Origin of the sequence: Streptomyces sp. NPDC001536, assembly GCF_042894505.1 — a bacterium.
In the GTDB taxonomy this organism is placed as follows: Bacteria; Actinomycetota; Actinomycetes; order Streptomycetales; family Streptomycetaceae; genus Streptomyces.
Genome location: NZ_JBIAVQ010000017.1, coordinates 46504 through 70686 on the forward strand (window position 1 = coordinate 46504; position 24183 = coordinate 70686).

At 70.7% G+C, this 24183-nt stretch carries 24 protein-coding genes; 8 read left to right on the forward strand and 16 right to left on the reverse strand.

Features of this window, described 5'->3' with window-relative positions; all coding sequences use genetic code 11:
* Nucleotides 1-80: 80 nt before the first annotated feature.
* The 4 genes from ACFY0U_RS36700 to ACFY0U_RS36715 all read left to right on the forward strand — a co-directional run bounded on the left by ACFY0U_RS36700 (nucleotide 81) and on the right by ACFY0U_RS36715 (nucleotide 3531).
* Nucleotides 81-734, forward strand: coding sequence for a YitT family protein (locus ACFY0U_RS36700; RefSeq protein ID WP_388643299.1), 654 nt, complete (start codon nucleotides 81-83; stop codon nucleotides 732-734).
* On the forward strand, nucleotides 731-1498 hold the full coding sequence (locus ACFY0U_RS36705; protein WP_388643300.1) for a glycerophosphodiester phosphodiesterase: 768 nt from the start codon (nucleotides 731-733) through the stop codon (nucleotides 1496-1498). The genes ACFY0U_RS36700 and ACFY0U_RS36705 overlap by 4 nt, the downstream gene beginning before the upstream one ends.
* A 56-nt stretch (nucleotides 1499-1554) precedes the next feature.
* A complete protein-coding gene (locus ACFY0U_RS36710; protein WP_388643302.1) occupies nucleotides 1555-2901 on the forward strand; it encodes an MFS transporter in 1347 nt (448 codons plus the stop codon).
* Nucleotides 2902-3156: 255 nt separating this feature from the next.
* Nucleotides 3157-3531, forward strand: coding sequence for an RNA polymerase-binding protein RbpA (locus ACFY0U_RS36715; protein WP_010046329.1), 375 nt, complete (start codon nucleotides 3157-3159; stop codon nucleotides 3529-3531).
* 106 nt (nucleotides 3532-3637) lie between these two features.
* On the opposite strand, the gene fxsA is transcribed toward ACFY0U_RS36715, so the two are convergent.
* From fxsA to ACFY0U_RS36735, 4 genes are all read right to left on the reverse strand, one after another.
* On the reverse strand, nucleotides 3638-4192 hold the full coding sequence (fxsA, locus tag ACFY0U_RS36720) for an FxsA family membrane protein (RefSeq protein ID WP_388643305.1): 555 nt from the start codon (nucleotides 4190-4192) through the stop codon (nucleotides 3638-3640).
* A gap of 78 nt (nucleotides 4193-4270) precedes the next feature.
* Nucleotides 4271-5065 carry a polyprenol monophosphomannose synthase gene (locus tag ACFY0U_RS36725; RefSeq protein WP_388643307.1) on the reverse strand — a complete coding sequence of 265 codons (795 nt, stop codon included), beginning with the start codon at nucleotides 5063-5065 and terminating at the stop codon, nucleotides 4271-4273.
* 536 nt (nucleotides 5066-5601) lie between these two features.
* Nucleotides 5602-7200 carry an amidohydrolase gene (locus ACFY0U_RS36730; protein WP_388643310.1) on the reverse strand — a complete coding sequence of 533 codons (1599 nt, stop codon included), beginning with the start codon at nucleotides 7198-7200 and terminating at the stop codon, nucleotides 5602-5604.
* 123 nt (nucleotides 7201-7323) lie between these two features.
* Entirely contained in the window at nucleotides 7324-7764 is a 441-nt protein-coding gene (locus ACFY0U_RS36735) for an Lrp/AsnC family transcriptional regulator (protein ID WP_030677853.1), read from the reverse strand.
* A 269-nt stretch (nucleotides 7765-8033) separates the two neighbouring features.
* Here ACFY0U_RS36735 and ACFY0U_RS36740 point away from each other — a divergent pair, with 269 nt between their 5' ends.
* Nucleotides 8034-8468, forward strand: coding sequence for a hypothetical protein (locus ACFY0U_RS36740; RefSeq protein ID WP_388643313.1), 435 nt, complete (start codon nucleotides 8034-8036; stop codon nucleotides 8466-8468).
* A gap of 29 nt (nucleotides 8469-8497) precedes the next feature.
* Here the strand turns inward: ACFY0U_RS36740 and ACFY0U_RS36745 are convergent, their stop codons facing one another.
* The 3 genes from ACFY0U_RS36745 to ACFY0U_RS36755 all read right to left on the reverse strand — a co-directional run bounded on the left by ACFY0U_RS36745 (nucleotide 8498) and on the right by ACFY0U_RS36755 (nucleotide 12233).
* Nucleotides 8498-9592 carry a phosphotransferase family protein gene (locus ACFY0U_RS36745; protein WP_388643314.1) on the reverse strand — a complete coding sequence of 365 codons (1095 nt, stop codon included), beginning with the start codon at nucleotides 9590-9592 and terminating at the stop codon, nucleotides 8498-8500.
* Nucleotides 9593-9619: 27 nt separating this feature from the next.
* The gene (locus tag ACFY0U_RS36750) at nucleotides 9620-10720 is read right to left on the reverse strand and encodes a hypothetical protein (RefSeq protein ID WP_388643317.1); all 1101 of its coding nucleotides are present in this window, start codon (nucleotides 10718-10720) and stop codon (nucleotides 9620-9622) included.
* A gap of 340 nt (nucleotides 10721-11060) precedes the next feature.
* A complete protein-coding gene (locus ACFY0U_RS36755; RefSeq protein ID WP_388643320.1) occupies nucleotides 11061-12233 on the reverse strand; it encodes an acyl-CoA dehydrogenase family protein in 1173 nt (390 codons plus the stop codon).
* 336 nt (nucleotides 12234-12569) lie between these two features.
* Here ACFY0U_RS36755 and ACFY0U_RS36760 point away from each other — a divergent pair, with 336 nt between their 5' ends.
* A complete protein-coding gene (locus ACFY0U_RS36760; RefSeq protein ID WP_388643323.1) occupies nucleotides 12570-13808 on the forward strand; it encodes a glycoside hydrolase family 18 protein in 1239 nt (412 codons plus the stop codon).
* A 64-nt stretch (nucleotides 13809-13872) separates the two neighbouring features.
* Here ACFY0U_RS36760 and ACFY0U_RS36765 read toward each other — a convergent pair whose 3' ends face one another.
* The 3 genes from ACFY0U_RS36765 to ACFY0U_RS36775 all read right to left on the reverse strand — a co-directional run bounded on the left by ACFY0U_RS36765 (nucleotide 13873) and on the right by ACFY0U_RS36775 (nucleotide 16202).
* Nucleotides 13873-14535, reverse strand: a complete 663-nt coding sequence (locus ACFY0U_RS36765) for a TetR/AcrR family transcriptional regulator (RefSeq protein ID WP_388643325.1) — start codon at nucleotides 14533-14535, stop codon at nucleotides 13873-13875.
* A 62-nt stretch (nucleotides 14536-14597) separates the two neighbouring features.
* Nucleotides 14598-14738, reverse strand: a complete 141-nt coding sequence (locus ACFY0U_RS36770) for an SCO1431 family membrane protein (protein WP_388643327.1) — start codon at nucleotides 14736-14738, stop codon at nucleotides 14598-14600.
* A 99-nt stretch (nucleotides 14739-14837) separates the two neighbouring features.
* Nucleotides 14838-16202 carry a peptidase C39 family protein gene (locus ACFY0U_RS36775; protein WP_388643330.1) on the reverse strand — a complete coding sequence of 455 codons (1365 nt, stop codon included), beginning with the start codon at nucleotides 16200-16202 and terminating at the stop codon, nucleotides 14838-14840.
* 221 nt (nucleotides 16203-16423) lie between these two features.
* On the opposite strand from ACFY0U_RS36775, the gene ACFY0U_RS36780 reads away from it, so the two are divergent.
* Together ACFY0U_RS36780 and ACFY0U_RS36785 are read left to right on the forward strand one after the other, a co-directional pair.
* On the forward strand, nucleotides 16424-17044 hold the full coding sequence (locus ACFY0U_RS36780; RefSeq protein WP_388643332.1) for a uridine kinase: 621 nt from the start codon (nucleotides 16424-16426) through the stop codon (nucleotides 17042-17044).
* Between the two features lie 433 nt (nucleotides 17045-17477).
* Nucleotides 17478-19343 carry an AAA family ATPase gene (locus tag ACFY0U_RS36785; RefSeq protein ID WP_388643335.1) on the forward strand — a complete coding sequence of 622 codons (1866 nt, stop codon included), beginning with the start codon at nucleotides 17478-17480 and terminating at the stop codon, nucleotides 19341-19343.
* A gap of 108 nt (nucleotides 19344-19451) precedes the next feature.
* Here the strand turns inward: ACFY0U_RS36785 and ACFY0U_RS36790 are convergent, their stop codons facing one another.
* The 6 genes from ACFY0U_RS36790 to ribH form a co-directional block, all read right to left on the reverse strand.
* On the reverse strand, nucleotides 19452-20522 hold the full coding sequence (locus ACFY0U_RS36790; protein WP_388643338.1) for a hemolysin family protein: 1071 nt from the start codon (nucleotides 20520-20522) through the stop codon (nucleotides 19452-19454).
* Nucleotides 20519-21847, reverse strand: a complete 1329-nt coding sequence (locus ACFY0U_RS36795) for a hemolysin family protein (protein WP_388643339.1) — start codon at nucleotides 21845-21847, stop codon at nucleotides 20519-20521. Before ACFY0U_RS36795 ends, ACFY0U_RS36790 begins: the two co-directional genes overlap by 4 nt.
* 174 nt (nucleotides 21848-22021) lie before the next feature.
* Nucleotides 22022-22465 (reverse strand): PH domain-containing protein, encoded by a 444-nt coding sequence (locus ACFY0U_RS36800; RefSeq protein ID WP_388643341.1) that lies wholly within the window; start codon nucleotides 22463-22465, stop codon nucleotides 22022-22024.
* A gap of 14 nt (nucleotides 22466-22479) precedes the next feature.
* Nucleotides 22480-23337: an ATP phosphoribosyltransferase gene (gene hisG, locus ACFY0U_RS36805; protein ID WP_388643343.1), complete on the reverse strand. Its 858-nt coding sequence runs from the start codon at nucleotides 23335-23337 to the stop codon at nucleotides 22480-22482.
* 47 nt (nucleotides 23338-23384) lie between these two features.
* Entirely contained in the window at nucleotides 23385-23657 is a 273-nt protein-coding gene (locus ACFY0U_RS36810) for a phosphoribosyl-ATP diphosphatase (protein WP_018534786.1), read from the reverse strand.
* A 34-nt stretch (nucleotides 23658-23691) separates the two neighbouring features.
* A complete protein-coding gene (ribH, locus tag ACFY0U_RS36815) occupies nucleotides 23692-24177 on the reverse strand; it encodes a 6,7-dimethyl-8-ribityllumazine synthase (protein WP_030613284.1) in 486 nt (161 codons plus the stop codon).
* Nucleotides 24178-24183: the final 6 nt, after the last annotated feature.

Consider the following 24183-nt stretch of genomic DNA (forward strand, 5'->3'; position numbering starts at 1 on the left):
CCGAATTGGCCATGGATGATGCTTCCACCCACGCCACAGGGTGTCATGGACCAGGCCACCACGACCACAGGGGGCACCACTTGTCCGCACAGAGCCGGCTCGGGCGCCGGCTGATCCAGCTGTACGTCGGTCTCGCCCTCTACGGAGCGAGTTCCGCGCTGCTCGTCGAGGCGGGCCTGGGCCTGGAGCCCTGGAACGTGCTGCATCAGGGCCTCGCCGAGCTGACGGGCCTCACGATCGGCGTCGTGTCGATCTTCGTGGGCGCGGCGGTGCTCCTGCTGTGGATCCCGTTGCGCCAGCGCCCGGGCCTCGGCACGGTCTCCAATGTCTTCGTGGTGGGCATCGCCATGGACGGCACGCTCGCCGCGGTGCCCGAGGCCCGCACCCTGGCCGTACGGATCCCCCTTCTGCTGGCGGGCATCCTGCTCAACGGCGTGGCCACCGGTCTCTACATCGCCGCCCGTTTCGGGCCGGGACCCCGGGACGGTCTGATGACCGGCCTGCACCGGCGCACGGGCCGCTCGATCCGGCTGATGCGGACCGCCGTCGAGATCGCGGTCGTCGCGACCGGCTTCGCCCTCGGCGGCACCATCGGTGTCGGCACGGTGCTCTACGCGGTGTCCATCGGCCCGCTCGCCCAGCTCTTCCTACGGGTGTTCGACGTCCCTTCGGCATCGGACAGCAGCACGGTCGTTGCCACCGGGCAACCCGGGCGCGCGATACTGCGCAGGTGAGCACCCGGATACGCCACCCCTACCTCGACCATCCCGGCCCGATCCCCTTCGCCCACCGGGGCGGGGCGGCGGACGGTCTGGAGAACACCCTGCTGCAGTTCCGGCGGGCGATCGAGACCGGCTACCGGTACCTGGAGACCGACGTGCACGCCACGGCGGACGGGAGGCTCGTCGCCTTCCACGACAGCACCCTGGACCGGATGACCGACGGGGCGGGCCGGATAACGGACCTGCCCTGGGCGGACGTGCGGCACGCGCGCGTGGCGGGCAAGGAGCCGGTGCCGCTCTTCGAGGAGCTCCTGGAGACGTTCCCCGAGGCCCGCTGGAACGTCGACATCAAGGCCGAGCCGGCGCTCCATCCCCTCCTGGAGCTGATCGAGCGCACCGGCGCCTGGGACCGGATCTGCGTCGGCTCCTTCTCCGAGGCCCGGGTCGTGCGCGCCCAGCGCCTGGCCGGCCCGCGCCTGGCGACCTCGTACGGCACCCGGGGCGTCCTCAATCTGCGGCTGCGCTCCTGGGGTGTGCCGGCCGCGCTGCGCGGCTCCGCGGTCGCCGCCCAGGTGCCCGAGGCCCAGAACGGCATCCAGGTCGTCGACCGCCGCTTCGTGCGGACCGCCCACGCGCGCGGGCTCCAGGTGCACGTGTGGACCATCAATGATCCCGATGCCATGCACCGGCTCCTGGACCTGGGAGTGGATGGCATCATGACCGATCACATCGACACGTTGCGCAAGGTCATGGAGGACCGGGGCGTCTGGGTCTGAGGGCCCTCGCTCCCCTGGAACCGCGGACTGGGCGCGGGACCAGTGAGGGGGCCGGGTTGGGCACCGACGCCATACGGACCACGGGCGCCGACGAGGCCGCCGAGCGGCGGCGCGAGCAGCGCGGCTGGTACTTCTACGACTGGGCGTGCTCCGTCTACTCGACGAGCGTGCTCACCGTGTTCCTCGGTCCCTATCTGACGTCGGTCGCCGAGAAGGCCGCCGACGCGGACGGATACGTCCATCCTCTGGGCATTCCGGTGCGGGCCGGCGCCTTCTTCGCGTACTCGGTGTCCCTGTCCGTGATCCTGGCCGTGCTGGTGATGCCCCTGGTCGGCGTGGCGGCCGACCGCACGGGCCGCAAGAAGCCGCTGCTGGCGGCCGCCGCCTACACCGGGGCCGCGGCGACGACGGCCATGTTCTTCCTCGGCGGCGACCGCTATCTGCTCGGCGGCGTCCTGCTCATCGTCGCGAACGCCGCGTCGGCCGTGGGCGCGATGCTCTACAACTCCTACCTCCCGCAGATCGCCCCGCCCGAGGAACGCGACGCGGTCTCCTCCCGGGGCTGGGCCTTCGGCTACGCGGCGGGCTCGCTGGTGCTGGTGGTCAACCTGGTCCTCTACACCGCCCATGACTCCTTCGGCCTCTCGGAGGGCATGGCGGTACGGATCTGTCTGGCGTCGGCGGGCCTGTGGTGGGGTGCCTTCACGCTCATTCCGCTACGCCGCCTGCGCGACCGCCGTACACCGGCGAGGGAAGCGACCGCGCCCGGCTTCCGCCAACTGGCGGCCACGTTCCGCGACATGCGCCGCCACCCGCTGACGCTCTCCTTCCTGCTGGCGTACCTCGTCTACAACGACGGCATCCAGACTGTGATCTCCCAGGCCTCCGTCTACGGCTCCGAGGAGCTCGGCCTCGGCCAGTCGACACTGATCGGCGCCGTCCTGCTGGTCCAGGTGCTGGCGGTGGCGGGCGCCCTGGGCATGGGCCGGCTGGCCCGGGTGTACGGCGCCAAGCGCACGATCCTCGGTTCACTGGTGGCCTGGACGCTGACCCTGGCGGCCGGCTACTTCCTGCCGGCCGGCGCGCCGGTGTGGTTCTTCGTCCTGGCCGCCGGGATCGGCCTGGTCCTCGGCGGCAGCCAGGCCCTCTCCCGCTCCCTGTTCTCCCATCTCGTCCCGCCGGGCAAGGAGGCCGAGTACTTCTCGGCGTACGAGATGAGCGACCGCGGCATGAGCTGGCTGGGCCCGCTTCTGTTCGGGATCACCTACCAGCTGACGGGAAGTTATCGGGACGCGATCATCTCGCTGGTGATCTTCTTCGTCCTGGGGTTCTGCCTGCTCGCACGGGTTCCGGTGCGCCAGGCGATCAGCGACGCGGGAAATCCCGTTCCGGAGAAGATTTAGCGTTCAGCGCGAAAGGGCGGTAGTGTACGCGTTTGGCCTGCCAGGCGTACCGTTACTGCGCGTCAAAGATACCGAAACGCTGGGTGACATCTGCTAGCAGATGTGACAAACCGGGCGCCGGTGGGTACAACAAGGGGCGGCTACGACGGCGACGCATGACCCGGAACGGGAATCTTTACCGCCGACCGGACGTTGACCGGATGACGACGACAGCGACACCTGTCCTGTGGGCGACAAGCCCGGGAGGCACGATTCATGAGTGAGCGAGCTCTTCGCGGCACGCGCCTCGTGGTGACCAGCTACGAGACGGACCGCGGCATCGACCTGGCCCCGCGCCAGGCCGTGGAGTACGCATGCGAGAAGGGACATCGCTTTGAGATGCCCTTCTCGGTCGAGGCGGAGATCCCGCCGGAGTGGGAGTGCAAGGTCTGCGGGGCCCAGGCACTCCTCGTTGACGGCGACGGCCCTGAAGAAAAGAAGGCCAAGCCCGCGCGTACGCATTGGGACATGCTGATGGAGCGGCGCACCCGCGAGGAACTCGAAGAGGTCCTCGAGGAGCGCCTGGCCGTTCTGCGCTCAGGGGCGATGAACATCGCGATTCACCCCAGGGACAGCCGCAAGTCCGCGTAGTCCCGCCGCGGTTTGGGCGGAACACAACGCAATATCGAGACCGCGGGCGCCGTACTTCCTGTACGGCGCCCGCGGTCTCGTGCGTTCGGCGCGAGCCGAGCCGGGCTCAGCCCATCAGCGGAGGACGCGGCTCCCGGGGCGCGTCCCCGGGCTCGTCCCGGATGACCTCGCCCTGGACGACCTTGCCGTCGGGGCGTTGCATACGGGCCTGCTGGAAGGCGTCGCCCAGGGTGCCCGGGGCGGCCTCACGGAGCTTGCGCTCGAAGGTGCGCTCCGCGCGGCGGGCGATGACCTTCTGGACCGGCGGGATCAGCAGGACCAGGCCCACCGCGTCCGAGATCAGACCGGGGAGCATGAGGAGCAGGCCGCCCAGCATCAGCAGACCGTTGCCACCGCCGCCGGAGGGGGCCGTGCCGCGCTGGAGCGCCTCGTTGAGGTTCTGGAAGGCCCGTCGGCCGGCCCGCTTGATGACCACCGCGCCGAGCACGAGGCCGGCAAGCAGCAGCAGGAACACCAGGAACCCGTTCGTGGCACCCGCCACCACGGTCAGCAGCCAGATCTCCAGCACCAGCCACGCGGCGATCCCCAGCGGCAGGAAGGTGCGCAGCCGGGAGCGCGGGGGCCGGGCGGGGTACGTCGGGGTCGGAGCGCCAGTCGTCATGCGTCCAGTGTGCCTGGACACGGCTCAGCACGGGATAAGGGGACGATCAGCGGGGCCTGTGCGGCCCTGCGGCTGCCGTCAGGCCTTCTTGTCGCGGCCCAGCACCTTGCCGACCCGCTCCCCCACGCCCCATGTGGTGACCCGCCACAGGGCCTCCACGAGGATGTCGCGGCTCATCTTGGAGTCGCCGTGCTCGCGCTCGACGAAGGTGATGGGGACCTCGACGACGTGGTACCCGGCCTTGATCGCGCGGCGGGCGAGGTCGACCTGGAAGCAGTAGCCCTGCGAGGCGACCTCGCCGAGTCCGAGGCCTTCGAGGGTCTCGCTGCGGAAGGCGCGGTAGCCGCCGGTGACGTCCCGGATGGGGACGTCGAGCAGGACGCGCGAGTAGAGGCTGCCGCCGCGGGAGATGAACTCGCGGGACTTGGGCCAGTTCACGACCCGGCCACCGGGCACCCAGCGGGAGCCGAGGACCAGGTCGGCGCCCTTGAGGGCGGTCAGCAGACGGGGCAGCTCCTCGGGCTGGTGGGAGCCGTCGGCGTCCATCTCGACCAGGACGCCGTAGCCGTGCTCCAGGCCCCAGGCGAAGCCCGCGAGGTAGGCGGCGCCGAGGCCCTCCTTGCCCTTGCGGTGCAGGACCTGGACATGGTCGTCGGTGGCGGCCAGTTCGTCGGCGAGCTTGCCGGTGCCGTCGGGGCTGTTGTCGTCGGCGACGAGCACGTGCGCCTCGGGGACGGCCTTGCGCACCCGGCCGACGATCGACTTGATGTTCTCCGCCTCGTTGTAGGTCGGAATGATCACCAGAGCCGTGCCGAGCGGGCCGAACTGCCTCCCGTGGCCCTGTGCCGCGAGGGTCCCGTCGCCGTCGTTCACTGCTGCCCCTTCAGGTTCGTACGCAGGCGTCCACCATAGTCGTCGCCGCCTGGGCCGACGTGACAGGACGTTCGTATGGTGGTGTCGTTTTAACAAAAGCGGGGTAAGAACGCGCTTCTCGACAGCTGTGCGTACTGCGGATGGGGGCCCGGCGCCCTTCGGGCCGACCTGGGACCCGCTGGCTGCGGATCGACCGAAAGCCGTTGTCTACTGAGCGCCCGGGCCCCACCCGGGTCACACCTCCCCGACCGGCCGGAACGTTCCCTCGCGGCGGCGCGGGCGCTGAGCCTGGCTCCCAGTGGCGGTGCCCGGTGCGGCACACCGTCCCTGACCCAGCGGCGCGGCGACGAGTTGACGGACGTTCCCCGGTCGGGCGTCCGGTGGTGGACTGGGCCGAACCTACCGGCCCCCTGCCGTCGGCTGTCAACAGCCGTTTGAGCTGGGCGTCTTCCCTCAAAGCCCTGGTCAGTGCGGAGGATACGCAGGTCGCGAGACGGGGCGGCGGCGCCCGATCGGAGGCGCGCCACCCCGGGAGATCACTCGCCCGGCCGTACGAACACGGTCCGGCCCCCCACCACGGTGCGCAGGCAGATCGGGAGGTCGGCGCCCGGCGACAGGTCGGGCAGGCCGGGGGTGCCGGAGCGGGGGTCGGTGGACCAGCGGGCGACCCGGTCGTCAGGGGCCTGGACGACGAGCTCGTCCGTACGCCAGACCGCGTAGTCGGCGGGTGCGCCCGGCACCAGGACGCCCGCGTCGTCCCGGCCGATCGCCCGCCAGCCGCCCCGCGTGTGGGCCGTGAACGCGGCGCGCACGGAGACGCGGTGCTCGGGTGTGCGGTGGAAGGCGGCGGCACGGACCGTGCCCCACGGGTCGAGCGGGGTGACGGGGCTGTCGGAGCCGAAGGCGAGCGGCACGCCGGCCTTCAGGAGCGCCGCGAACGGATTCAGGGCGCGCGCCCGTTCCACGCCCAGGCGCTGGGCGTACATGCCGTCCTCGCCGCCCCACAGCGCGTCGAAGGCGGGCTGCACGGAGGCGGTCAGGCCCAGGTCGGCGAAGGCGGCGATGGTCTCGGGGGTGAGCATCTCGGCGTGCTCGACGCGGTGCCGGGCGGCGCGGATCCGGGCCAGGCCGACCTTCTCGGCGGCGGCGCGCATGCCCTCGACCACGGCGGTCACGGCGGCGTCGCCGATCGCGTGGAAGCCCGCCTGGAGGCCCGCCTCGGTGCAGGCGACGACGTGCGCGGCCACGGCGGCCGCGTCCAGGTAGGCGGTGCCCGTGTGTCCGGCGTCGGTGTACGGCTGGTGCAGACAGGCGGTGTGGGAGCCGAGGGCACCGTCGACGAACAGGTCACCGGCCGCACCCAGGGCGCCCAGTTCCCGTGCCTTGTCGACATCCTGCTCGGCCCAGTAGCCCACGACCCGCGGTCCGGCCTCCTCGGCGGCGAGCCGCAGCAGGCCGGTGAAGTCGTCCTCGGAGGAGATCTCGGGGCCGGCGCACTCGTGGACCGAGCCGATGCCGAGGGCGGCTGCGCGGGCGAGCGCGGTGCGCTGTGCCTCGACGCGCTGGGCCGGGGTGATGGCGGCCAGGGCCGTGGCGCGTACGGCGTGGTGGGCGTCGGCGGTGAGCGGGCCGTCGGGGCGGCCCAGGGACGTCATGTCGAGCAGGGCCGTGGTCACGACCGCCGAGTGCACGTCGATCCGGGACAGATAGAGCGGGCGGCCGCCGGTGGCCTCGTCCAGCTCCGCGCGCGTGGGCGGCCGTCCGCCGGGCCAGCGGGCCGCGTCCCAGCCGTGGCCGAGCAGGACGCGGTCGTCCGGGCGGGCACCGGCGAAGTCCCGCACACGGGCGAGGGCCGTCTCCAGAGAGGGCGCGTCGGACAGGTCCAGGCCGGTCAGTGCGAGCCCGGTGGACGTCGTGTGCACATGCGCGTCGGTGAACGCGGGCGTGACGAGAGCGCCATCCAGATCGACGACCTCGTCGACCCCGTCCGCGAAGGCGTCGGCGGCCCCTTCCGAACCGACCCAGGCGACTTGGCCACGCTCGACGACCATCGCGGTGGCGAAAGGGTCAGCGGGGCTGTGGACCTCACCGCGGCGAAGGAGAACGGTCTGGGGTACGGCGCTGGACTCACTCATGGTGAACAGTTTCGCGCCTGATGCCGGCTCCTCCGAACAGAGGGCACCTTCAGCGCCCCGTAAGGGGCGCGGGGAACTGCGCGACCAGCCACAGACAACCCGCACTCGCCGACGAAACGCCCCTCAAATCCTCGGTGGGCGAGCCTCATACGGGGTCGACAGCACCACCGTCGTCCGCGTCGACACCCCCGCCAGCGACCGCAACCGAGCCAGCAACTCCTCCAGCTCGTGCGGCGTGGCCACCCGCACCTTGAGGATGTAGTTCTCGTCGCCCGCGACACTGTGGCAGGCCTCGATCTCCGGCACCCCGGCAAGCCGCTCGGCGATGTCGTCCGGCGCACTGGGATCGAACGGTTTCACCGAGATGAACGCGGTCATGGGCAGCCCGACGGCCTCGGGGTCCACGACGGCGGCGTACCCGCGGATGACGCCACGCTGCTCCAGCCGGCGCACCCGCTGGTGCACGGCCGACGTGGACAGGCCCGTGGCCTTGCCGAGGTCTGTGTAACTCATCCGCCCGTCCTTGACGAGCAGCTGCACGATCTGACGGTCCAGCTCCTCCATGGCGCAAGAACCTACAGTGCCCTTGATCTCCTCGGATACCTGAGCGGCGCAGGTCATACCCGGTTCGTGATGTGGCCGAGAGCTACCTGTGAGCCATCTGAGGGACAAAGCGGCCGCCCGGGGCATCTGCAAGCGGCATGTGACGAACGCCACAGTGCCCGAACAGTCTCCGTGATGTTCTCGTGATTACCGCCGAGACGGGGCGGGAAGTGCTTGCTGTGGTCGAGGCCGCAGCGCCTTTCACGGCCCAGCCCGAGGGGGAGAACCCAATGCAGAGTCTTAAGCGCCCTGGTCGTACCGCACCCAAGCGACTCCAGGCGGTCGCCGAGCCCGAGCCGGAGGGCGTCGAACCCGACGCCCTCGACGACGAACTCGACGCGTACGACACCTTCGAGATGTTCCGGGTGGTCTGCCCGGACTGCGCGCAGCCCATCGCGCTGCTGGCGGACGAGGAGGTCTTGCCGGAGCACGCGCTGTGCGTCTCGCCCTGGAACCCGTTCGGGCTCACGGTCTGCGCCGGCACCGGCCGCCTCGCCTCCGAGGCGCGTGCCGCGGACGAGGACCTGGAGCCCCAGGAGCAGGACACCGCCCTGCTGTTGACGCTCCCTCAGGGGCTCGACTGGCGGACCCAGCCCTTCTCGCACGTCGGCGGACCGGGCTCGCGCCCCATCAGGGTCCCCGTCATGCGGCGCCACGCCGCCTGAGCGCGTCCCGGTAGCGGAAACCGCCTCGCTCAATCCCAGTAGCTGCCCTGCACCATGGCTCGCAGGCTGCCGTGGTGCAGGATCAGTGTGTCCGGGTCCGCCGGGACGACCGCCTCACCGAAGTACACCTGCCGATAGGCGACACGCAGCATGACGACGGCGTGCCGCAGGGCTGCGTACAGCGTGTGGAAGTCCATGTCCCGCGGTGTGTGGCCGGTGAGTTGGGCGTAACGCTCCTCCACCCGGTCGCGGCGGAAGAAGTCCGGCAGGCCGGGCTGCCCGAAGGCGACCGTCAGGTCCTGGAAGAAGCGGTGCAGGTAGATCGTCCAGCCGAGGTCCACCTCGCGCGGGGCGAGTGCCGCCATCTCCCAGTCGAGGACGGCGGCGGGTTCGAATCCGTCGTAGACGACGTTCCCGATGCGCGCGTCACCCCAGTTGAGGACCTCAGTGCCGGGGTCGGCGGGCCAGAGGTGGTCCAGCCGGTCGAAGGCTTCCTCGATGAGGGGTGAGCGGGCGACGCCGTCGACGACCCATTCGTAGTACGCGCGTTGGGCGGCGACGTGTCGGCGCAGGGCATCGCCCTCGCCGGGAAACGCGAGGAACTCGGCGTCCCGCACAGGCACTTGGTCGTGCAGTCGGGCCAACAGGCCTACCGAGGCCGCCTCCAGGCGCTCGCGCTCGGCGTCGCTCGCCGCGTGCAGCCAGTTGCCCTCGTATGTGTAGGGCATGACGTCCGGCGGCACCCGCCCCTCGACGCGCTCCATGACGAAGAAGGGCGCGCCGAGCGGGCCCGGGTCCTCCTCCAGCCACAGCACCTTCGGCACGGGCAGGTCCGAGCGCTCCCCCACGACACGCATCGTGCGGTACTGGCGGACCATGTCGTACACCGGGAAGACGGTGTACGCCGCCGGATCCGCGGCGAGCCGCAACGCGCAGGCGCGCAACGGGGGTTCGGGGTGCTCGATGTCGAAGAGCAGGGTCTCGCTGGACATGCCGTTGGACGCGGGGACGGTGACACCGACGGCCTTGGCGCCGGGCAGGCGGGTGCCGAGCCAGGCGGTGAGGTGGCGTGCGATGTCCTCCGGGTCGCGGGTGCTGGTGCGCGGGCGAGGTGCCGTCGTCATGTGGTCAACCCCCTTGTGACAGCCGGCTCACGGTGCGACCGAGTCGAAGCCGGTGAACCCGCTCGGGTCGTGCCGTCCGAACGAGCCGTGCTCGAAGATGCCGTGGCCGGTCCGGCCGTCGAGGCGGAAGCGGGCGGCATGGTCGGTGACGCCGTACGCGGCCAGAGTGTGCGGCAGCGTGAGGTCGTAGGTGCGCCGGTCGGTCCAGCCGTGGCCGCGCCAGGTGCCGTGCTGCCAGTCGTCGGCCGGCGGGTAGCCGGCGCCGATCGCCAGCGGGGAGGAGGTGAGGATCTCGACCTCCAGCTCCCGCGGTTTGCGCACGTCGCCGAGGTGGACGAGGGCGCGTTCGGGGTGGCGGGTGCCGGAGCGGTAGGTGATCTCGGGCTGGGGCCAGCCGAGTTGGCGGTCGGGGTGGCCGGGGCGGACGAGGGTGGCGTCGTTGAGGACGCGGTAGCCGTCGGCGTCCTCCTGGACGATCACCATCAGGAAGCGGTCCTCGAAGCGGACGGGGCACCAGAGCCAGTGGAAGCCCTCGGTGGGATGCTCCTCGGCGAGTCGGCCGCCTTCCTCGCCGGGGACGGGTCGGACGCCCCAGCTGCGGTCGCGGGTGCCGGTCCACTCCGTGGGGGTGACACGGAACTCCTCGCCGCCGGCGCGCACGGAGCCCGCCACGCCGCCCGCCTGGACGAAGCGACGCCCTTCCAGGGTGAGCCGGCCGCCCCGGCGCTGCACGTGGTGGGGTTCCCACAGGGCGGGGAACGCGGCGGTCCAGGTCAGGTCGTAGGACAACGAGTCGTCGTCGCAGACGAGGCGCAGACGGTGCAGCGGCTGCTCGACCTCGATCCTCAGCGGCCCCACCACGAGCCGCATCCGGTCCTCGCCGAGGGCGTCCGAGGCCCGCACCGCGTGCAGGGTGTCCCCCACCCGCAGCGTCGCGTACGCGTCGATCACCCCCAGGTTCGGGTACACCCCGAGCCCCGCGATCAGCAGCGCCCGCCCCTGGTGATCGAGGACGTGGAAGATGCACCGGTCGTAGGCGTTCCGGTCCCCCGTCGCCACGTGCTTCATGGAGAGCGGCACCTGGTGCACGGGGTACTCGTCGAGCGGTACGGGACGGTCGTCGGCCACGGCGGACCTCCCTGGAGGCGGCTGGGCTGACGGTACGTCAGACCGTCGCAGGTGGCCAGATACGTGCCGCACGACGTCGGTGAACTCACGGTCGATTCCGTCGGCGGGTGACCTGCCCGGCCGTCACCGCGTTGCCCTGGTATGACCCCCACATTTTCGGCGACCGGGCGTCAGCGCCGGGTGTTCGTGCCGCCACCCGCAGAATCGGTTCCGCCGCCGCAGGACCCGCCCATCTACCGGGATCTGCTGCGCACCTGGGCCGACCGGGGCCGGACCCTGCCGGGGCGCCACGACCCGGAATGGGCCCGGCTCGCGGCGCCGCAGGTCAGGCCGGGTCAGTTCAGCGCGTCTCCGGACCCGCTAGGTGACGGGCGATGACCATCCGCTGGATCTGATTGGTGCCCTCGACGATCTGGAGGACCTTGGCCTCGCGCATATAGCGCTCGACCGGGAAGTCCGCGGTGTAGCCGTATCCGCCGAGGACCTGGACGGCGTCGGTGGTGACCTTCATCGCGGTGTCGGTGCAGTGCAGCTTGGCCATCGCGGCCTGCTTGGCGAACGGCCGGCCGGCGTCCCGCAGCCGCGCCGCCGCCAGGTACAGCGCGCGGCCCGCCTCGATCTGGGTCGCCATGTCGGCGAGCATGAAGCGCAGTCCCTGGAAGTCGGCGATCGCCTTTCCGAACTGCCGTCGCTCGGTCGCGTACGCCACCGCGTGGTCCAGCGCCGCCTGCGCCACCCCGATCGCGCAGGCCGCGATGCCGAGCCGTCCGGAGTCGAGCGCGGACAGGGCGATCGCGAAGCCCTGCCCCTCCTCGCCGAGGCGCCGGTCGTCGGACACGCGCACGCCGTCGAGATGAACCTGGGCGGTGGGCGAGCCCTTCATGCCCATCTTCTTCTCCGGCGCCGCCCCGCTCAGCCCCTCGGCGTCGCCGGGCACGAGGAAGGCGGTGATCCCGCGGGCGCCCTCCTCACCGGTCCGCGCCATGACGGTGTAGAAGTCGGCGATTCCGCCGTGCGTGATCCAGGCCTTGGTCCCGGTGATCACCCAGTCGTCACCGTCCCGTACGGCCTTGGTCCGCAGGCTCGCGGCGTCGGAACCGGACGAGGCCTCGGACAGGCAGTACGCGCCGAGCAGTCCGCCGCCGAGCATCGCGGGCAGATGCTCGACCTGCTGCTCCTTGGTGCCGTAGGCCGCGAGGGCGTAGGAGGCGAGGGTGTGGACGCTGACACCGAGGCCGACGGTGAGCCGGGCCGCGGCGAGCTCCTCGAGGACCTGGAGGTAGACCTCGTAGGGCTGGTCACCGCCGCCGTACTCGGAGTCGTAGGGCAGTCCGAGCAGTCCGGACCGCGAGAGCAGGGTGAACACCTCACGCGGGAAGCGTCCGGCGTCCTCCTCCTCGGCCGCCTTCGGGGCGATCTCCTGCTGCGCGATGTCGCGGACGAGTGAGATCAGCTCCCGGGCCTCGTCCGTGGGCAGTTGACGGTCCACCGGCTGCGGGGCGCGGTCGGGCATGGCGACGCTCTCCTCCCTGTGTAGGGCACATCGGCGTGCGCCTTTGGATGGGGGCGGCTCCGCCGGGTCTTGCTGAGGGCTGGGCCGATGGTCGCACTTCCGGGTCTCGGAAGCTGTTGACCAGCGGCTCTGCGCTGTGAGTATGCCCGATCGGAGCCATCGAGTCACCAGTTAACGACCGCTTACTTCAGGAAATCGACCCGGAGTCCACCAGCCCGCGAAATTGGTCCGAACCATTGACGGACTGGTCTAGTCCTCCTACTGTTCCGAACCACCGCTTTACCGCGTCCATGCCAATCGGCGCCCGTTCCCTCACCCCCCACGAGGAGACACCCGATGCACGACTCCCCTCGTCCCCGCGCCCGGTTCCGGGCGCTTCTGTCCGCCGCGTGTTGCGCGGTCCTCGGTGCCGGGCTGCTCGCCGGCGCGGGCACCGCGACCGCCGAACCAGCGGCGAAGCCCGCGGTGAAGGCCGGCTCCAAGGTCGTCGGCTACTTCACCGAATGGGGCACCTACGACCGCAAGTACTACGTCAAGAACATCGAGACCTCCGGCTCCGCGGCGAGGCTCACCCACATCAACTACGCCTTCGGCAACGTCACCGGCGGCAAGTGCGCGATGGGCGACTCCTACGCGGCGACCGAGCGGACCTACACCGCCGCCGAGTCCGTGGACGGCGTCGCCGACACGTGGGACCAGCCACTGCGCGGCAACTTCAACCAGCTGCGTGAGCTGAAGAAGAAGCACCCGGGTCTGAAGGTCATCTGGTCCTTCGGCGGCTGGACCTGGTCCAGCGGCTTCGGCGAGGCCGCGAAGAACCCGGCCGCGTTCGCGCAGTCCTGCTACGACCTGGTCGAGAACTCCAAGTGGGCCGATGTCTTCGACGGCATCGACATCGACTGGGAGTACCCGAACGCCTGCGGCAACACCTGCGACACCAGCGGCCGGGCGGCCTTCAAGAACCTGATGTCGGCGCTGCGGGCCAAGTTCGGCACCGGCAACCTGGTCACCGCGGCGATCACGGCCGACGCCACCCCGGGCGGCAAGATCGACGCGGCGGACTACGCGGGCGCGGCGCAGTACGTCAACTGGTACAACCCGATGACCTACGACTACTTCGGCGCCTGGGCCGCGACCGGGCCGACGGCTCCGCACTCGGCGCTCACCTCGTACAGCGGTATCCCGCAGGCGGGTTACCACACCTCGGCGACCATCGCGAAGCTCAAGGGCCTCGGTGTCCCGGCCTCGAAGCTGCTGCTCGGCCTCGGCTTCTACGGGCGCGGCTGGACCGGCGTCACCCAGTCGGCACCGGGCGGCACGGCGACCGGTCCGGCGGCGGGGACGTACGAGGCGGGCTTCGAGGACTACAAGGTGCTCAAGACGAAGTGCCCGGCGACCGGCACGGTGGGCGGCACGGCGTACGCCAAGTGCGGCAGCAACTGGTGGAGTTACGACACCCCGTCGACCATCGCCACGAAGATGGCCTACAAGAACCAGCAGGGGCTGGGCGGCACGTTCTTCTGGGAGCTGAGCGGGGACACCTCGGGCGGTGAACTGATCAAGGCGATCAACTAGTCGGTCCCGAGAGGGACTCGGGGCGGGGGGACCACGAGCCCTCCGCCCTCTCCGTCGTCCGGGGTCAGGCGTCCCGGCGGGCCGGGGCGGGGGCCGGGAAGGCGGGGTCCAGTTCCTCGATCGCGCGCATGGAGGCGCCGAGCGTCTTCACCAGGAGTTCGCGCATGGTGTCACGGGAGAGCTGGGCCGGGCGGTCGATCCAGTCGAGTGTGGCGCCCTCGACGCTGCACACCCAGGCGAACAGGCCCATGCGGGCCAGCGCCGAGATGTCGGTACGGCCGTACGCCCCGTCGGCGATGGTCGCGACGATCGCCTCACGCACACTGTCCCGGATGGCGTGCACCTCGGCGTCGAAGCCGACTCCGCCGCTGACGACGGTGCGGTACGCGGCCTGGTTGTGCTCGGCGAAGCGCAGATAGCTGTCGATCGTGCGCTGGACCCGGTCCACCTGGGGCAGCTGAATGCCGCTCGCCGCGAAGGTGACCAGGTCGGCGACGGAGTCCTGGATGATGGCCAGGTAGTAGCCCCGCTTGGACTGGAAGTAGTAGTAGATCAGCCCTTTGGCGACATGCGCCTGGCGGGCGATGTCGTCCATCGAGAGCGCGTCGTAGGACCTGTCGGCGAACAACCTCCGCCCGATCGCGATGAGTTCGGCTCGGCGCGCAACCGAACGATCAGTTCCGCGCGCCTTGGGACGGGCACCGTCGCGCTGCTGGCTGATATTCAATTTCGACCCTGGTCTCAACGGGGCGGGACACCCGCAGTATGTCAGGTCAACTATGGGTCAGGTCACAGCAGGCCGAGCTGCGTCACGAGCATCGCGACCACCACGACGAGGGTCCAGCCCATGACGTGTTCGAAGGCCTTCGGGCCGTCTTCCTTGGGTCCGCCGGTGCGGACGCGGGTGGCGGTGGCTGAGTTCGCAGTCATGTGTCCACCTTGCCACCGAGCAGGGCTTTTGCGGCAGAGACGTCGGTCACAGCGGAAAGGCCCCGGTTTACCGGGGCCTCGTCCCGTCTGGGGTGTGACTCAGCGCACGCCCACCGCCGCGAGAGCCTTGCACTGCCGTGCGGTCGACTTCGCCGGGAAGTAGAGGTAGCAGACCCCTCCGGTGCCGGAGACGACCTTGCCGCTGGCGTTGTACCGCTTGGTGCGGAGCCAGATCTTCTCCCACTCGGCCCGCTTGTAGACCCGCCGCACCGCCTCGTCGCTGGGCGAGGCCGGGTCGTTGGCGATCACGTCGCCGTCGGCGGTGAAGCCGATCACGGTCATCAGATGGCCGGAGGTGCCGTAACCCGCGCCCGTCAACTCCTCCTTGAGGAAGGACTGGGACGTTATGGCCGGGATACCGGCCGCGATCAGCGTCTCCAGGTCGGTGAGGGAGCCGAGCCGGGTGACCACGCCCTGGAGGTCGTCGAAGGTGGCCGCGTAGGCCGCGTTGAACGGCCAGTTCCCGCAGCCCTCGTACTGGTAGTCGAACGTGTACCGGGCCGCGTGACAGACCTGCGGATCGGCGTAGGTCGGGTCGACCCAGGCGAGCTGCTCCGGGGTGAGCCGGCCGCCCCAGTACTCGATGATCATCTGCGAGGAGGTGGGGCTGCACCAGGCCTCGCCGCCGTTGTCGTACTCCGGGTACTGACCGGCGTGGATCTCCTGCGAGTAGCGCGGGACGATCAGCTCCTGGGCGAGGCCTGGCGTGGAGGCCGGGACGGTGAAGCGGTCCGGGATGTCGGAGCCCATCGCGCCGAGCCGCCACACGGTGGGGGTCTTCTTGGTACCCGGCTTGCGGTAGAGGGTCAGGCGCAGACGGTACGAGGTGAGGCGCAGGCCCGTCGCCGGGTCGTCGACGGCGAAGGTGTCCGTCCAGACGCTGCTCTTGTCGTCGGTCTGGTCGTCGACCGAGGTCCGCCGGATGTCCTGGTCGCCGGCGGCCCAGCGGCCCATGACGTACCAGGGGGTGTCCGTGCCGTCGGAGTAGGTGCCCTTCAGCTCGACCTGGAGCCAGGTGCCGTCCGGGGTGTGCGCGTTCCAGGACGCGATCGCCTCGGTGGCGGGGACGGCGAGCTTGTGGACGGGGGACGTCCAGGTGGCGTACTCCCAGGCGGCCGTCTTCCCGGTGTGCGGGTCCGTGTAGTCGACGCTGCCCGCGGCGGCGCCGATCACCACGCCGGGCCGGGCACCGGCGACGGCACGGGCGCCCTTCGCACTGCCGGAGCGCCAGTCGGTGTACGTGGTCCAGAAGCGGTTGTCGACGAGGCGGGCCGGGGCGGCCCGGCCGGTGTCCGCGTCGCTCACGTCGTCGGCGGCGGCCGCCGGGCTCGCCGCACCGGCCACCGCCGCGGCGACGGCGGCGGCCAGGACGGTTCTGCGGGACGGCTGTTCGGCTCTGCTCATGGGCGGAATGACCCCCAAGTTGTCCGAGTCTGGGCAGGTCCACTGCACGGTTGTGCGCCAACTATGGCCAAAGCCGCACGCTCCTGCCAGCACTTCGGGCCATGCCACGCCCACGAATATGGGACTGGACCACTGGCATGACCTGCGACGGCTTCCGCCCGCACCGCCGCTAGAGTGCTGATCGCTCCCCGTCGCACTCGTGAAAGCTCCAGGAACCGGCCATGCGTGCCCTCGCCGACCGCCTCCGCGACCTCCCGCCGTCCTGCGGCCCGGTCCGTCTCATCGCCGTCGACGGTCACGCCGGCTCCGGAAAGTCCACCTTCGCCGGACGGTTGGCGGCCGCACTGGACGACGCGCCGGTGCTGCACCTCGACGACATCGCCAGCCACGACGAGCTGTTCGGCTGGACCGACCGGCTGCTGACCCAGGTGATCGAGCCGCTGAGCCACGGCGAGACCGCCCATTACGCCCCCTACGACTGGCACACCCGCCGCTTCGGCCCGCCCCTCGCCCTCCCGGCGGCCCCCGTGGTCCTCGTCGAGGGCGTCGGCGCGGGCCGCCGCGCACTGCGCCCGCACCTGGCACGGCTGCTGTGGATGGAGTTGCCCCACGAGGAGTCCTGGACCCGTGGCCGGTCGAGGGACGGGGAGGAACAGCGGGAGTTCTGGGCCGGGTGGGTCCGGGCCGAGGCCGCACACTTCGCCGAGGACCCCTCGCGCCCGTACGCCGATCTTCTGGTTCGGCAGGGACAGAAGGGGTACGAGGTACTCCCGGGGCCTGTCGGGACGGTTGGACCGGACTTCGACATCACTCTGGGTGACGGACCATCCGCTGTGTGCTGAACTTGTGAAGACCCTTGCGTCCGAACTTCCCGGAGTGCTTCAACTCGGCTTGACCGGGGGGCCGTACAGGACTTACGTTCTGAATGTGCGGCCTTTCGCAGCCGCCCTCAGACGCGAAGCCCCCGGTTGTTCCCCCGTGATCGGGGGCTTCGTTCTGCCCTCAACTCCCTCTCCGGGCGCTACGAGCCGCGATTCGCTCACCCTCGGTCACCATCGTGTGTGCGCCCCGTCTGCTCCCACCTCGCCAAACGGCCTGTGCGGCACCCTTCGGCGGGCCCCACCCCCGCAGGTACGATGCCCTCGGTGCGACCTACGGACGGGCAGCTCTGCGCACCGTCGCAACTCCGGTCCGCAGCAAGGCGGTTCGATCAAGGCGGTCGGCGGGCGACGGCCCGGTGACCAACCAACGGGGGCACGGTTTGTGGGGGACGTGATGGACTTCGGCACGCAGGGCCCGCAGGCCCCGGCCGACCTCGCCTGGCTGCGAGGTGTGGATGCCTACACGATGGGCGCCTATCCGCAGGCGGAGGAGGAGTTCCGCGCCGCGGTGCGGATGGACCCGGGGATGGCCGACGGCTGGCTCGGGCTGCACGCGTTGCGCGTCGACACGACGACCGCGCTGCTGCGGATGTTCCGGCACCGGGAGCGGTTCGGGGAACAGCGCGCCCGGCACCGCCGCACCCTCAACTCCTGGTACTGGCTGGGCTGGTGGGTGCAGCCCGTGCTGGAGAGCCCGCGCGACCTGCTGCTCGCGCACGCCTCGCACTGGCTGGACGGACGCCATGTCCCGGAGCTGGACCGGGCCCTCGCGAGCCTGCCGCCCGTGGACACCGACGCCCAGGTGCGCTTCCTGCACGCCTGTCGCGCCTATCTGGTCAAGGACTGGGACCAGCTCGTCCGGCACACCGACCCGCTCATCGACGATTCCCTGCTGGGCATCGAGGCGGGTCTGTTCGGCGGCATGGCCCGGGTGCGCCTGGAGATGTACGGACAGGCGGAGCCGCTCCTGTCGGCGGCTCTGATGCGCTGTCGCAGCGAACAGCCCCAGCGCAAGGAGCTGCGCTACTGGCTCGCCCGCGCCCACGAGGGCACCGGCCGCTCCGCCGCCGCCCTCCCCCTCTACCGTGCGGTGCACCGCGTCGACCCGGCCTTCATGGACACCTCGGCCCGGCTCGCGGCGATCGCCGAGGGCGACGGCTACGACGACGCCGCGGCGGACCTCGCCTCGATCGCGCTCTCCGGCGCCCAGGACGTCCTGGAGGGACCGGACGGACTCGACCCGCTCTTCGGCGGCGCCGACGGACGTGACCTCAAGTTCTCCGACCCCGACCTGCCGCCCGTCGGCCCGCTGCCCTCGGTGTCCGACCCCTCGGTGCGCGAGAAGACCGTCCCGACACAGGCGCTGCCCGCCGGTCCCACCGACCCCGTCTTACTGGAGGAGGCGCTCACCGAACTCGAGCGCATGGTGGGCCTGGAGCCGGTGAAACGCCAGGTCAAGGCCTTGTCGGCGCAGCTGAACATGGCGCGGCTGCGCGCCGGGCAGGGTCTGCCGGTCCAGCCGCCCAAACGGCACTTCGTCTTCTCCGGCCCCTCGGGCACCGGCAAGACCACCGTCGCCCGCATCCTCGGCCGTGTCTTCTACGCCCTCGGACTGCTCGGCGGCGACCACCTCGTGGAGGCCCAGCGCGCCGACCTCGTCGGCGAGTACCTCGGGCAGACCGCCGTGAAGGCCAACGAGCTCATCGACTCCGCGATCGGCGGGGTGCTCTTCGTGGACGAGGCGTACTCGCTCTCCAACTCCGGTTACGGCAAGGGCGACGCGTACGGCGACGAAGCCTTGCAGGTGCTGCTGAAGCGGGCGGAGGACAACCGGGACCACCTGGTCGTCATCCTCGCCGGTTACCCCGAGGGCATGGACCGGCTCCTCGCCGCCAACCCCGGGCTGTCCTCCCGCTTCACCACCCGGGTGGACTTCCCCTCGTACCGGCCCCTCGAACTCACCTCCATCGGCGAGGTGTTGGCCCATGAGAACGGTGACGTGTGGGACGAGGAGGCTCTCGACGAACTGCGGTCGATCGCCGGGCATGTGGTGGACCAGGGGTGGATCGACGAGCTGGGGAACGGACGGTTCCTGCGGACGCTGTACGAGAAGAGCTGTGCGTATCGGGATCTGCGGTTGTCCACGTACCCGGGGATGTTGACTCGGGACGACTTGTCGACTCTGCGACTGCCGGATCTGATGCAGGCGTACGGGGAAGTGCTGTCCGGGCGTGGGCCGCAGGACCCCTCGGCGATGTGAGGGACGCCTACGAGCCCGGGAGCTCCCGGTTCGTCGGCGGGTGCGAGTAGTCCGTGGTTGCTCGCGCAGTTCCCCGCGCCCCCTGCGGGGCGCGGGGTGCAGCCTGCGTCAGCTCGCCACCGCTTCCTTCGGCTCCGCCATCCTCGGATGCGGCGGCGTCTCGCGGTGGTCCGGGTCCGTCACCTCGCCCACCAGGAGTTCCAGTACGTCCTCCAGGGCCGCCAGGCCCAGGACCTTGCCGGAAGCGTCCGCCACCTGGGCCAGGTGTGTGGCCGCTCGGCGCATGACGGTCAGGGCGTCGTCCAGGGGGAGTTCGGACCGCAGGGTCGTCATCGGGCGCCAGAGCTGCTGGGGTACCGCCCGCTCCGATTCCTCCAGGTCCAGTACGTCCTTCACATGCAGATAGCCCATGAAGGCGCCGTTCTCGGCCACCACCGGGAAGCGGGAGTAGCCGGTGCGGGCCGTGAGCTCCACGACCTGGCCCGGTGTGACCGAGGGGCCCACCGTCACCAGTGACTCACGCTTCAGCAGGACGTCCGTGACCGGGCGGGAGCCCAGTTCCAGGGCGTCCTCGAGGCGCTCCTGCTCCTCCGGGTCCAGCAGGCCCGCCTGGCCGGCGTCCTCCACGAGCCGGTTGAGCTGCTCGCTGGTGAAGACCGCCTCGACCTCGTCCTTGGGCTCGACACGGAAGAGACGCAGGATGCCCTGGGCGCAGGCGCCGAGGGCGATGGTGATCGGCTTGCAGACCCGGGCGAAGGCGACCAGGCCGGGACTCAGCCACAGCGCGGCCTTCTCCGGGGCGGCCATCGCGAGGTTCTTCGGGACCATCTCGCCGATGACGAGGTGGAAGAAGACCACCGCGGCAAGCGCGATGACATAGCCGAGCGGGTGGATCACGCCGTGCGGCATGTGGACCCACTCGAAGACCGGCTCAAGGAGCTTGGCGACGGTCGGTTCGGCCACCGCGCCCAGGGTCAGCGAGCAGACAGTGATACCGAACTGGGCCGCGGCCATCATCTGCGGCAGCCGCTCCAGGCCGTACAGCACCTGACGGGCCCGGGCCGTGCCGAGCGGTTCGATCTGGCTGCGCCGGACGGACACGAGGGCGAACTCGGCGCCGACGAAGAAGCCGTTGGCGAGCACGAGCAGCGCGGCGAACAGGAGTTGGAGCACGCTCATCGGGCGGCCTCCACAACCGCGGGGGCCGTTCTGACCAGTCGTACGCGCTCGGCGCGGTAGTGCCCGACCTGGCGTACCGAGAGCCGCCAGCCGGGGAGTTCGGCCCGGTCGCCCACGGCCGGGATCCGGCCGAGCAGGTCGGCGACGAGCCCGGCGACCGTCTCGTACGGTCCCTCGGGCACGTCGAGGCCTATGCGCTGGAGGATGTCGACACGGCAGCTGCCGTCGGCGTCCCAGGCGGGCCTGCCGTCCTCCGACGGGGCGGCGGCGATCTCGGGGACGTCCAGACCGTCGTGCTCGTCGCGGACCTCGCCGACGATCTCCTCGACGATGTCCTCCAGGGTGACCACCCCGGCCGTACCGCCGTACTCGTCGACGACGACGGCGATGGGCTGCTCGCTGCGCAGCCGGGCCAGCAGCGGCTGGACCGGGAGGGTCTCCGGGACCAGCAGGGCCGGGCGGGCGATCCTGCCGACCGGGGTACGGAGCCGGTCGTGGGTCGGGACGGCCAGGGCGTCCTTGAGGTGGGCCATGCCGACGATCTCGTCGATCTTCTCCCGGTAGACGGGGAAGCGGGACAGGCCGGTGGCGCGGGTCAGGTTGACCACATCCTCGGCGGTCGCGGACACCTGGAGCGAACTGACCTTCACGCGCGGGGTCATGACGTGCTGCGCGGTCAGCTCGGCCAGCGACAGGGTCCGTACGAAGAGGTCGGCGGTGTCCTGTTCCAGGGCGCCGGCCTGCGCCGAGTGCCGGGCCAGGGAGACGAGTTCGCCGGGGGTGCGGGCGGAGGCCAGTTCGTCGGTGGGCTCGACGCCCATGGCGCGGACCAGTCGGTTGGCGACGGCGTTCAGCGCGGCGATGACCGGGCGGAACAGGCGCGCGAAGGCGTGCTGCGGGCCTGCGACGAAGCGCGCGACCTGGAGGGGCTTGGACACCGCCCAGTTCTTGGGCACGAGTTCGCCGATCACCATCTGCACGGCGGAGGCCAGCAGCATGCCGACGACCACGGTGACACCGGAGACGGCTCCCTCGGGGACGCCGACCGCGGTGAACGGGCCGTGCAGCAGCTCCGCGAGCGCCGGTTCGGCGAGCATGCCGACGACGAGGGAGGTGATGGTGATGCCGAGCTGGGTGCCGGAGAGCTGGAAGGAGAGCTCCTTGAGCGACTCGACGACCGTACGGGCTCGCTTGTCACCCTCGGCGGCGGCCTTCTCGGCGTCCGGTCGCTCGACCGTGACAAGGCCGAACTCGGCGGCCACGAAGAAGCCGTTGGCGAGAATCAGCAGGAAGGCAGCCGCCAGGAGCAGCAGGGGGATGGTCATGCCGCCGCCTCGTGATGTCGGGAGGGGGCGGCGCAGGTACTACAGGACGATCCGTCCATCGCTGGAGGGAATCACTCCTCGGATAGCAGTGGGCCTCTGAAGACCGGGGGGAACATCAGCGGCGGAGGCGCCACGAAAACGCCTCCGCCAACAGATTAATCAAGACATGGCCATCTACGGCAGATCCCCCGGGCTGTGGGACTCGACGAGCGACCGCAGGGCGCGGGCGTCGGCGATGGCCTGCTGCTTGGCGATACCGGGCTGGATGCCGAGGGCGGGCAGGCTGGTGCCGTCGGTGAGGTTGAGGAAGACCCAGGGGTCGCCCGGCCGGAGATTGACCTGGACGATCTCGGCCCAGTCGAGATGCCGCTTGCCGGCGATGTTCACGACGGTGACGCCGGACTCGTCGGCGACCACCTTCACGCGAGCGAGCAGGGCCAGCACACCGGCCAGGAGCGCCGCGGTGAAGACGAAGCTCAGGCGCTCACCGGGGCCGAGCTTCTCCAGCAGCAGCGCGATCACCGTGATGACCACGAAGAGCGCGACGGCGGCGGTGAGCAGGACGGCCCGGGTGCGGCCCGGCCGGAAGGTGACGGGGAGGGTGGGAGCGTCGGACATGGCTGCGCGGTCCTTCAGAGACGGCAGGCGTGGATGGACGTCGTCAGGATGGCCCGCGCTCCGATGTCGTACAGGTCGTCCATGATCCGCTGCGCTTCCTTGGCCGGGACCATCGCACGGACGGCGACCCAGCCCTCGTTGTGCAGCGGGGAGACGGTCGGGGACTCCAGGCCGGGTGTGAGGGCGACGGCCTTCTCCAGCTGCTCGACGCGGCAGTCGTAGTCCATCATCACGTACGTCCGGGCCACGAGGACGCCCTGGAGGCGGCGCAGGAACTGCTGCACCTTGGGCTCGTTCTCCGAGGAGGTGTCGGCGTCCACGCGGCGGATCACGACCGCCTCGGACTTCATGATCGGCTCGCCGAAGACCTCCAGGCCCGCGTTGCGCAGCGAGGTGCCGGTCTCGACGACGTCCGCGATGACCTCGGCGACACCGAGCTCGATGGCGGTCTCGACGGCGCCGTCGAGGTGGACGACGGAGGCGTCGACGCCGCTGTCGGCGAGGTGGCCCTCGACGATGCCCTCGTAGGAGGTGGCGACCGTCTTGCCCTTGAGGTCCTCGACGCCGGTCGCCGTGCCCGGCTTGGCGGCGAAGCGGAAGGTGGAGCGGGCGAAGCCGAGCGGGAGGATCTCCTCGGCCTTCGCTCCGGAGTCGATCAGCAGGTCCCGGCCGGTGATGCCGATGTCGAGGCGGCCGGAGGAGACGTAGATCGCGATGTCACGGGGGCGGAGGTAGAAGAACTCGACCTCGTTGACCGGGTCGACGATCCGCAGCTCCTTGGACTCCCGGCGCTGCTGGTAGCCGGCCTCATGCAGCATCTCCGCCGCAGGGCCTGACAGGGAACCCTTGTTGGGGACGGCGATGCGCAGCATGAGGCGAGCTTCCTTCTTTTCGTGCGGGAATGGGGTGCGGGTACGGCTCAGAGGTGGGCGTAGACGTCGTCCAGCGAGATTCCGCGGGCGACCATCATCACCTGGACGTGGTACAGCAGCTGCGAGATCTCCTCGGCGGCCGCCTCCTTGCCCTCGTACTCGGCGGCCATCCAGACCTCGGCGGCCTCTTCGACGACCTTCTTGCCGATGGCATGGACGCCCTTGCCGACCAGCTCTGCGGTGCGGGAAGTGGCGGGGTCGCCGGTGGCGGCCTTCTGCTGGAGCTCGGTGAAGAGCTCCTCGAACGTCTTATTGGACATGGTGACGCTCAGCCTATGCCACACCCGGGTTCCGTCAGCGCCACGGTTCAGATACTGAGCGGAGGGTGGCCGCGGTGGCCACCGCCGCCGTCACCGCCTCGTGCCCCTTGTCCTCGTTGGAACCCTCGATGCCCGCCCGGTCCAGGGCCTGTTCCTCGGTGTCGCAGGTCAGCACGCCCATGCCGACGGGGACGCCGGTCTCGACGGAGACCTGGGTGAGGCCCTGGGTCACGCCCTGGCACACGTACTCGAAGTGGGGGGTGCCGCCACGGATCACGACGCCGAGGGCGACGATCGCGTCGTAGCCGCGGCCCGCGAGGACCTTGGCGACGACCGGGAGCTCCCAGCTGCCGGGGACCCGCAGGAGGGTCGGCTCGTCGATCCCCAGGTCGTGCAGGGCGCGCAGGGCGCCGTCCACCAGACCGTCCATCACCTTCTCGTGCCACTGCGCCGCGATGACGGCGACCCGCAGGTCACCCACATTGCGTACGGACAGCTCCGGTGCACCCTTGCCGCTCACGTTCTC

Coding starts and splice junctions, on each gene's coding strand:
- ACFY0U_RS36800 (WP_388643341.1), bottom strand. CDS start 22,465: ATGTCCGACGCTCCCACCCTCCCCGTCACCTTCCGGCCGGGCCGCACC.
- ACFY0U_RS36795 (WP_388643339.1), bottom strand. CDS start 21,847: ATGACCATCCCCCTGCTGCTCCTGGCGGCTGCCTTCCTGCTGATTCTC.
- ACFY0U_RS36745 (WP_388643314.1), bottom strand. CDS start 9,592: ATGACGACGGCACCTCGCCCGCGCACCAGCACCCGCGACCCGGAGGAC.
- ACFY0U_RS36790 (WP_388643338.1), bottom strand. CDS start 20,522: ATGAGCGTGCTCCAACTCCTGTTCGCCGCGCTGCTCGTGCTCGCCAAC.
- ACFY0U_RS36715 (WP_010046329.1), top strand. CDS start 3,157: ATGAGTGAGCGAGCTCTTCGCGGCACGCGCCTCGTGGTGACCAGCTAC.
- fxsA (WP_388643305.1), bottom strand. CDS start 4,192: ATGACGACTGGCGCTCCGACCCCGACGTACCCCGCCCGGCCCCCGCGC.
- ACFY0U_RS36760 (WP_388643323.1), top strand. CDS start 12,570: ATGCACGACTCCCCTCGTCCCCGCGCCCGGTTCCGGGCGCTTCTGTCC.
- ACFY0U_RS36770 (WP_388643327.1), bottom strand. CDS start 14,738: ATGACTGCGAACTCAGCCACCGCCACCCGCGTCCGCACCGGCGGACCC.
- ACFY0U_RS36755 (WP_388643320.1), bottom strand. CDS start 12,233: ATGCCCGACCGCGCCCCGCAGCCGGTGGACCGTCAACTGCCCACGGAC.
- ACFY0U_RS36780 (WP_388643332.1), top strand. CDS start 16,424: ATGCGTGCCCTCGCCGACCGCCTCCGCGACCTCCCGCCGTCCTGCGGC.
- hisG (WP_388643343.1), bottom strand. CDS start 23,337: ATGCTGCGCATCGCCGTCCCCAACAAGGGTTCCCTGTCAGGCCCTGCG.
- ACFY0U_RS36735 (WP_030677853.1), bottom strand. CDS start 7,764: ATGGAGGAGCTGGACCGTCAGATCGTGCAGCTGCTCGTCAAGGACGGG.
- ACFY0U_RS36740 (WP_388643313.1), top strand. CDS start 8,034: ATGCAGAGTCTTAAGCGCCCTGGTCGTACCGCACCCAAGCGACTCCAG.
- ACFY0U_RS36810 (WP_018534786.1), bottom strand. CDS start 23,657: ATGTCCAATAAGACGTTCGAGGAGCTCTTCACCGAGCTCCAGCAGAAG.
- ACFY0U_RS36775 (WP_388643330.1), bottom strand. CDS start 16,202: ATGAGCAGAGCCGAACAGCCGTCCCGCAGAACCGTCCTGGCCGCCGCC.
- ACFY0U_RS36730 (WP_388643310.1), bottom strand. CDS start 7,200: ATGAGTGAGTCCAGCGCCGTACCCCAGACCGTTCTCCTTCGCCGCGGT.
- ACFY0U_RS36785 (WP_388643335.1), top strand. CDS start 17,478: ATGGACTTCGGCACGCAGGGCCCGCAGGCCCCGGCCGACCTCGCCTGG.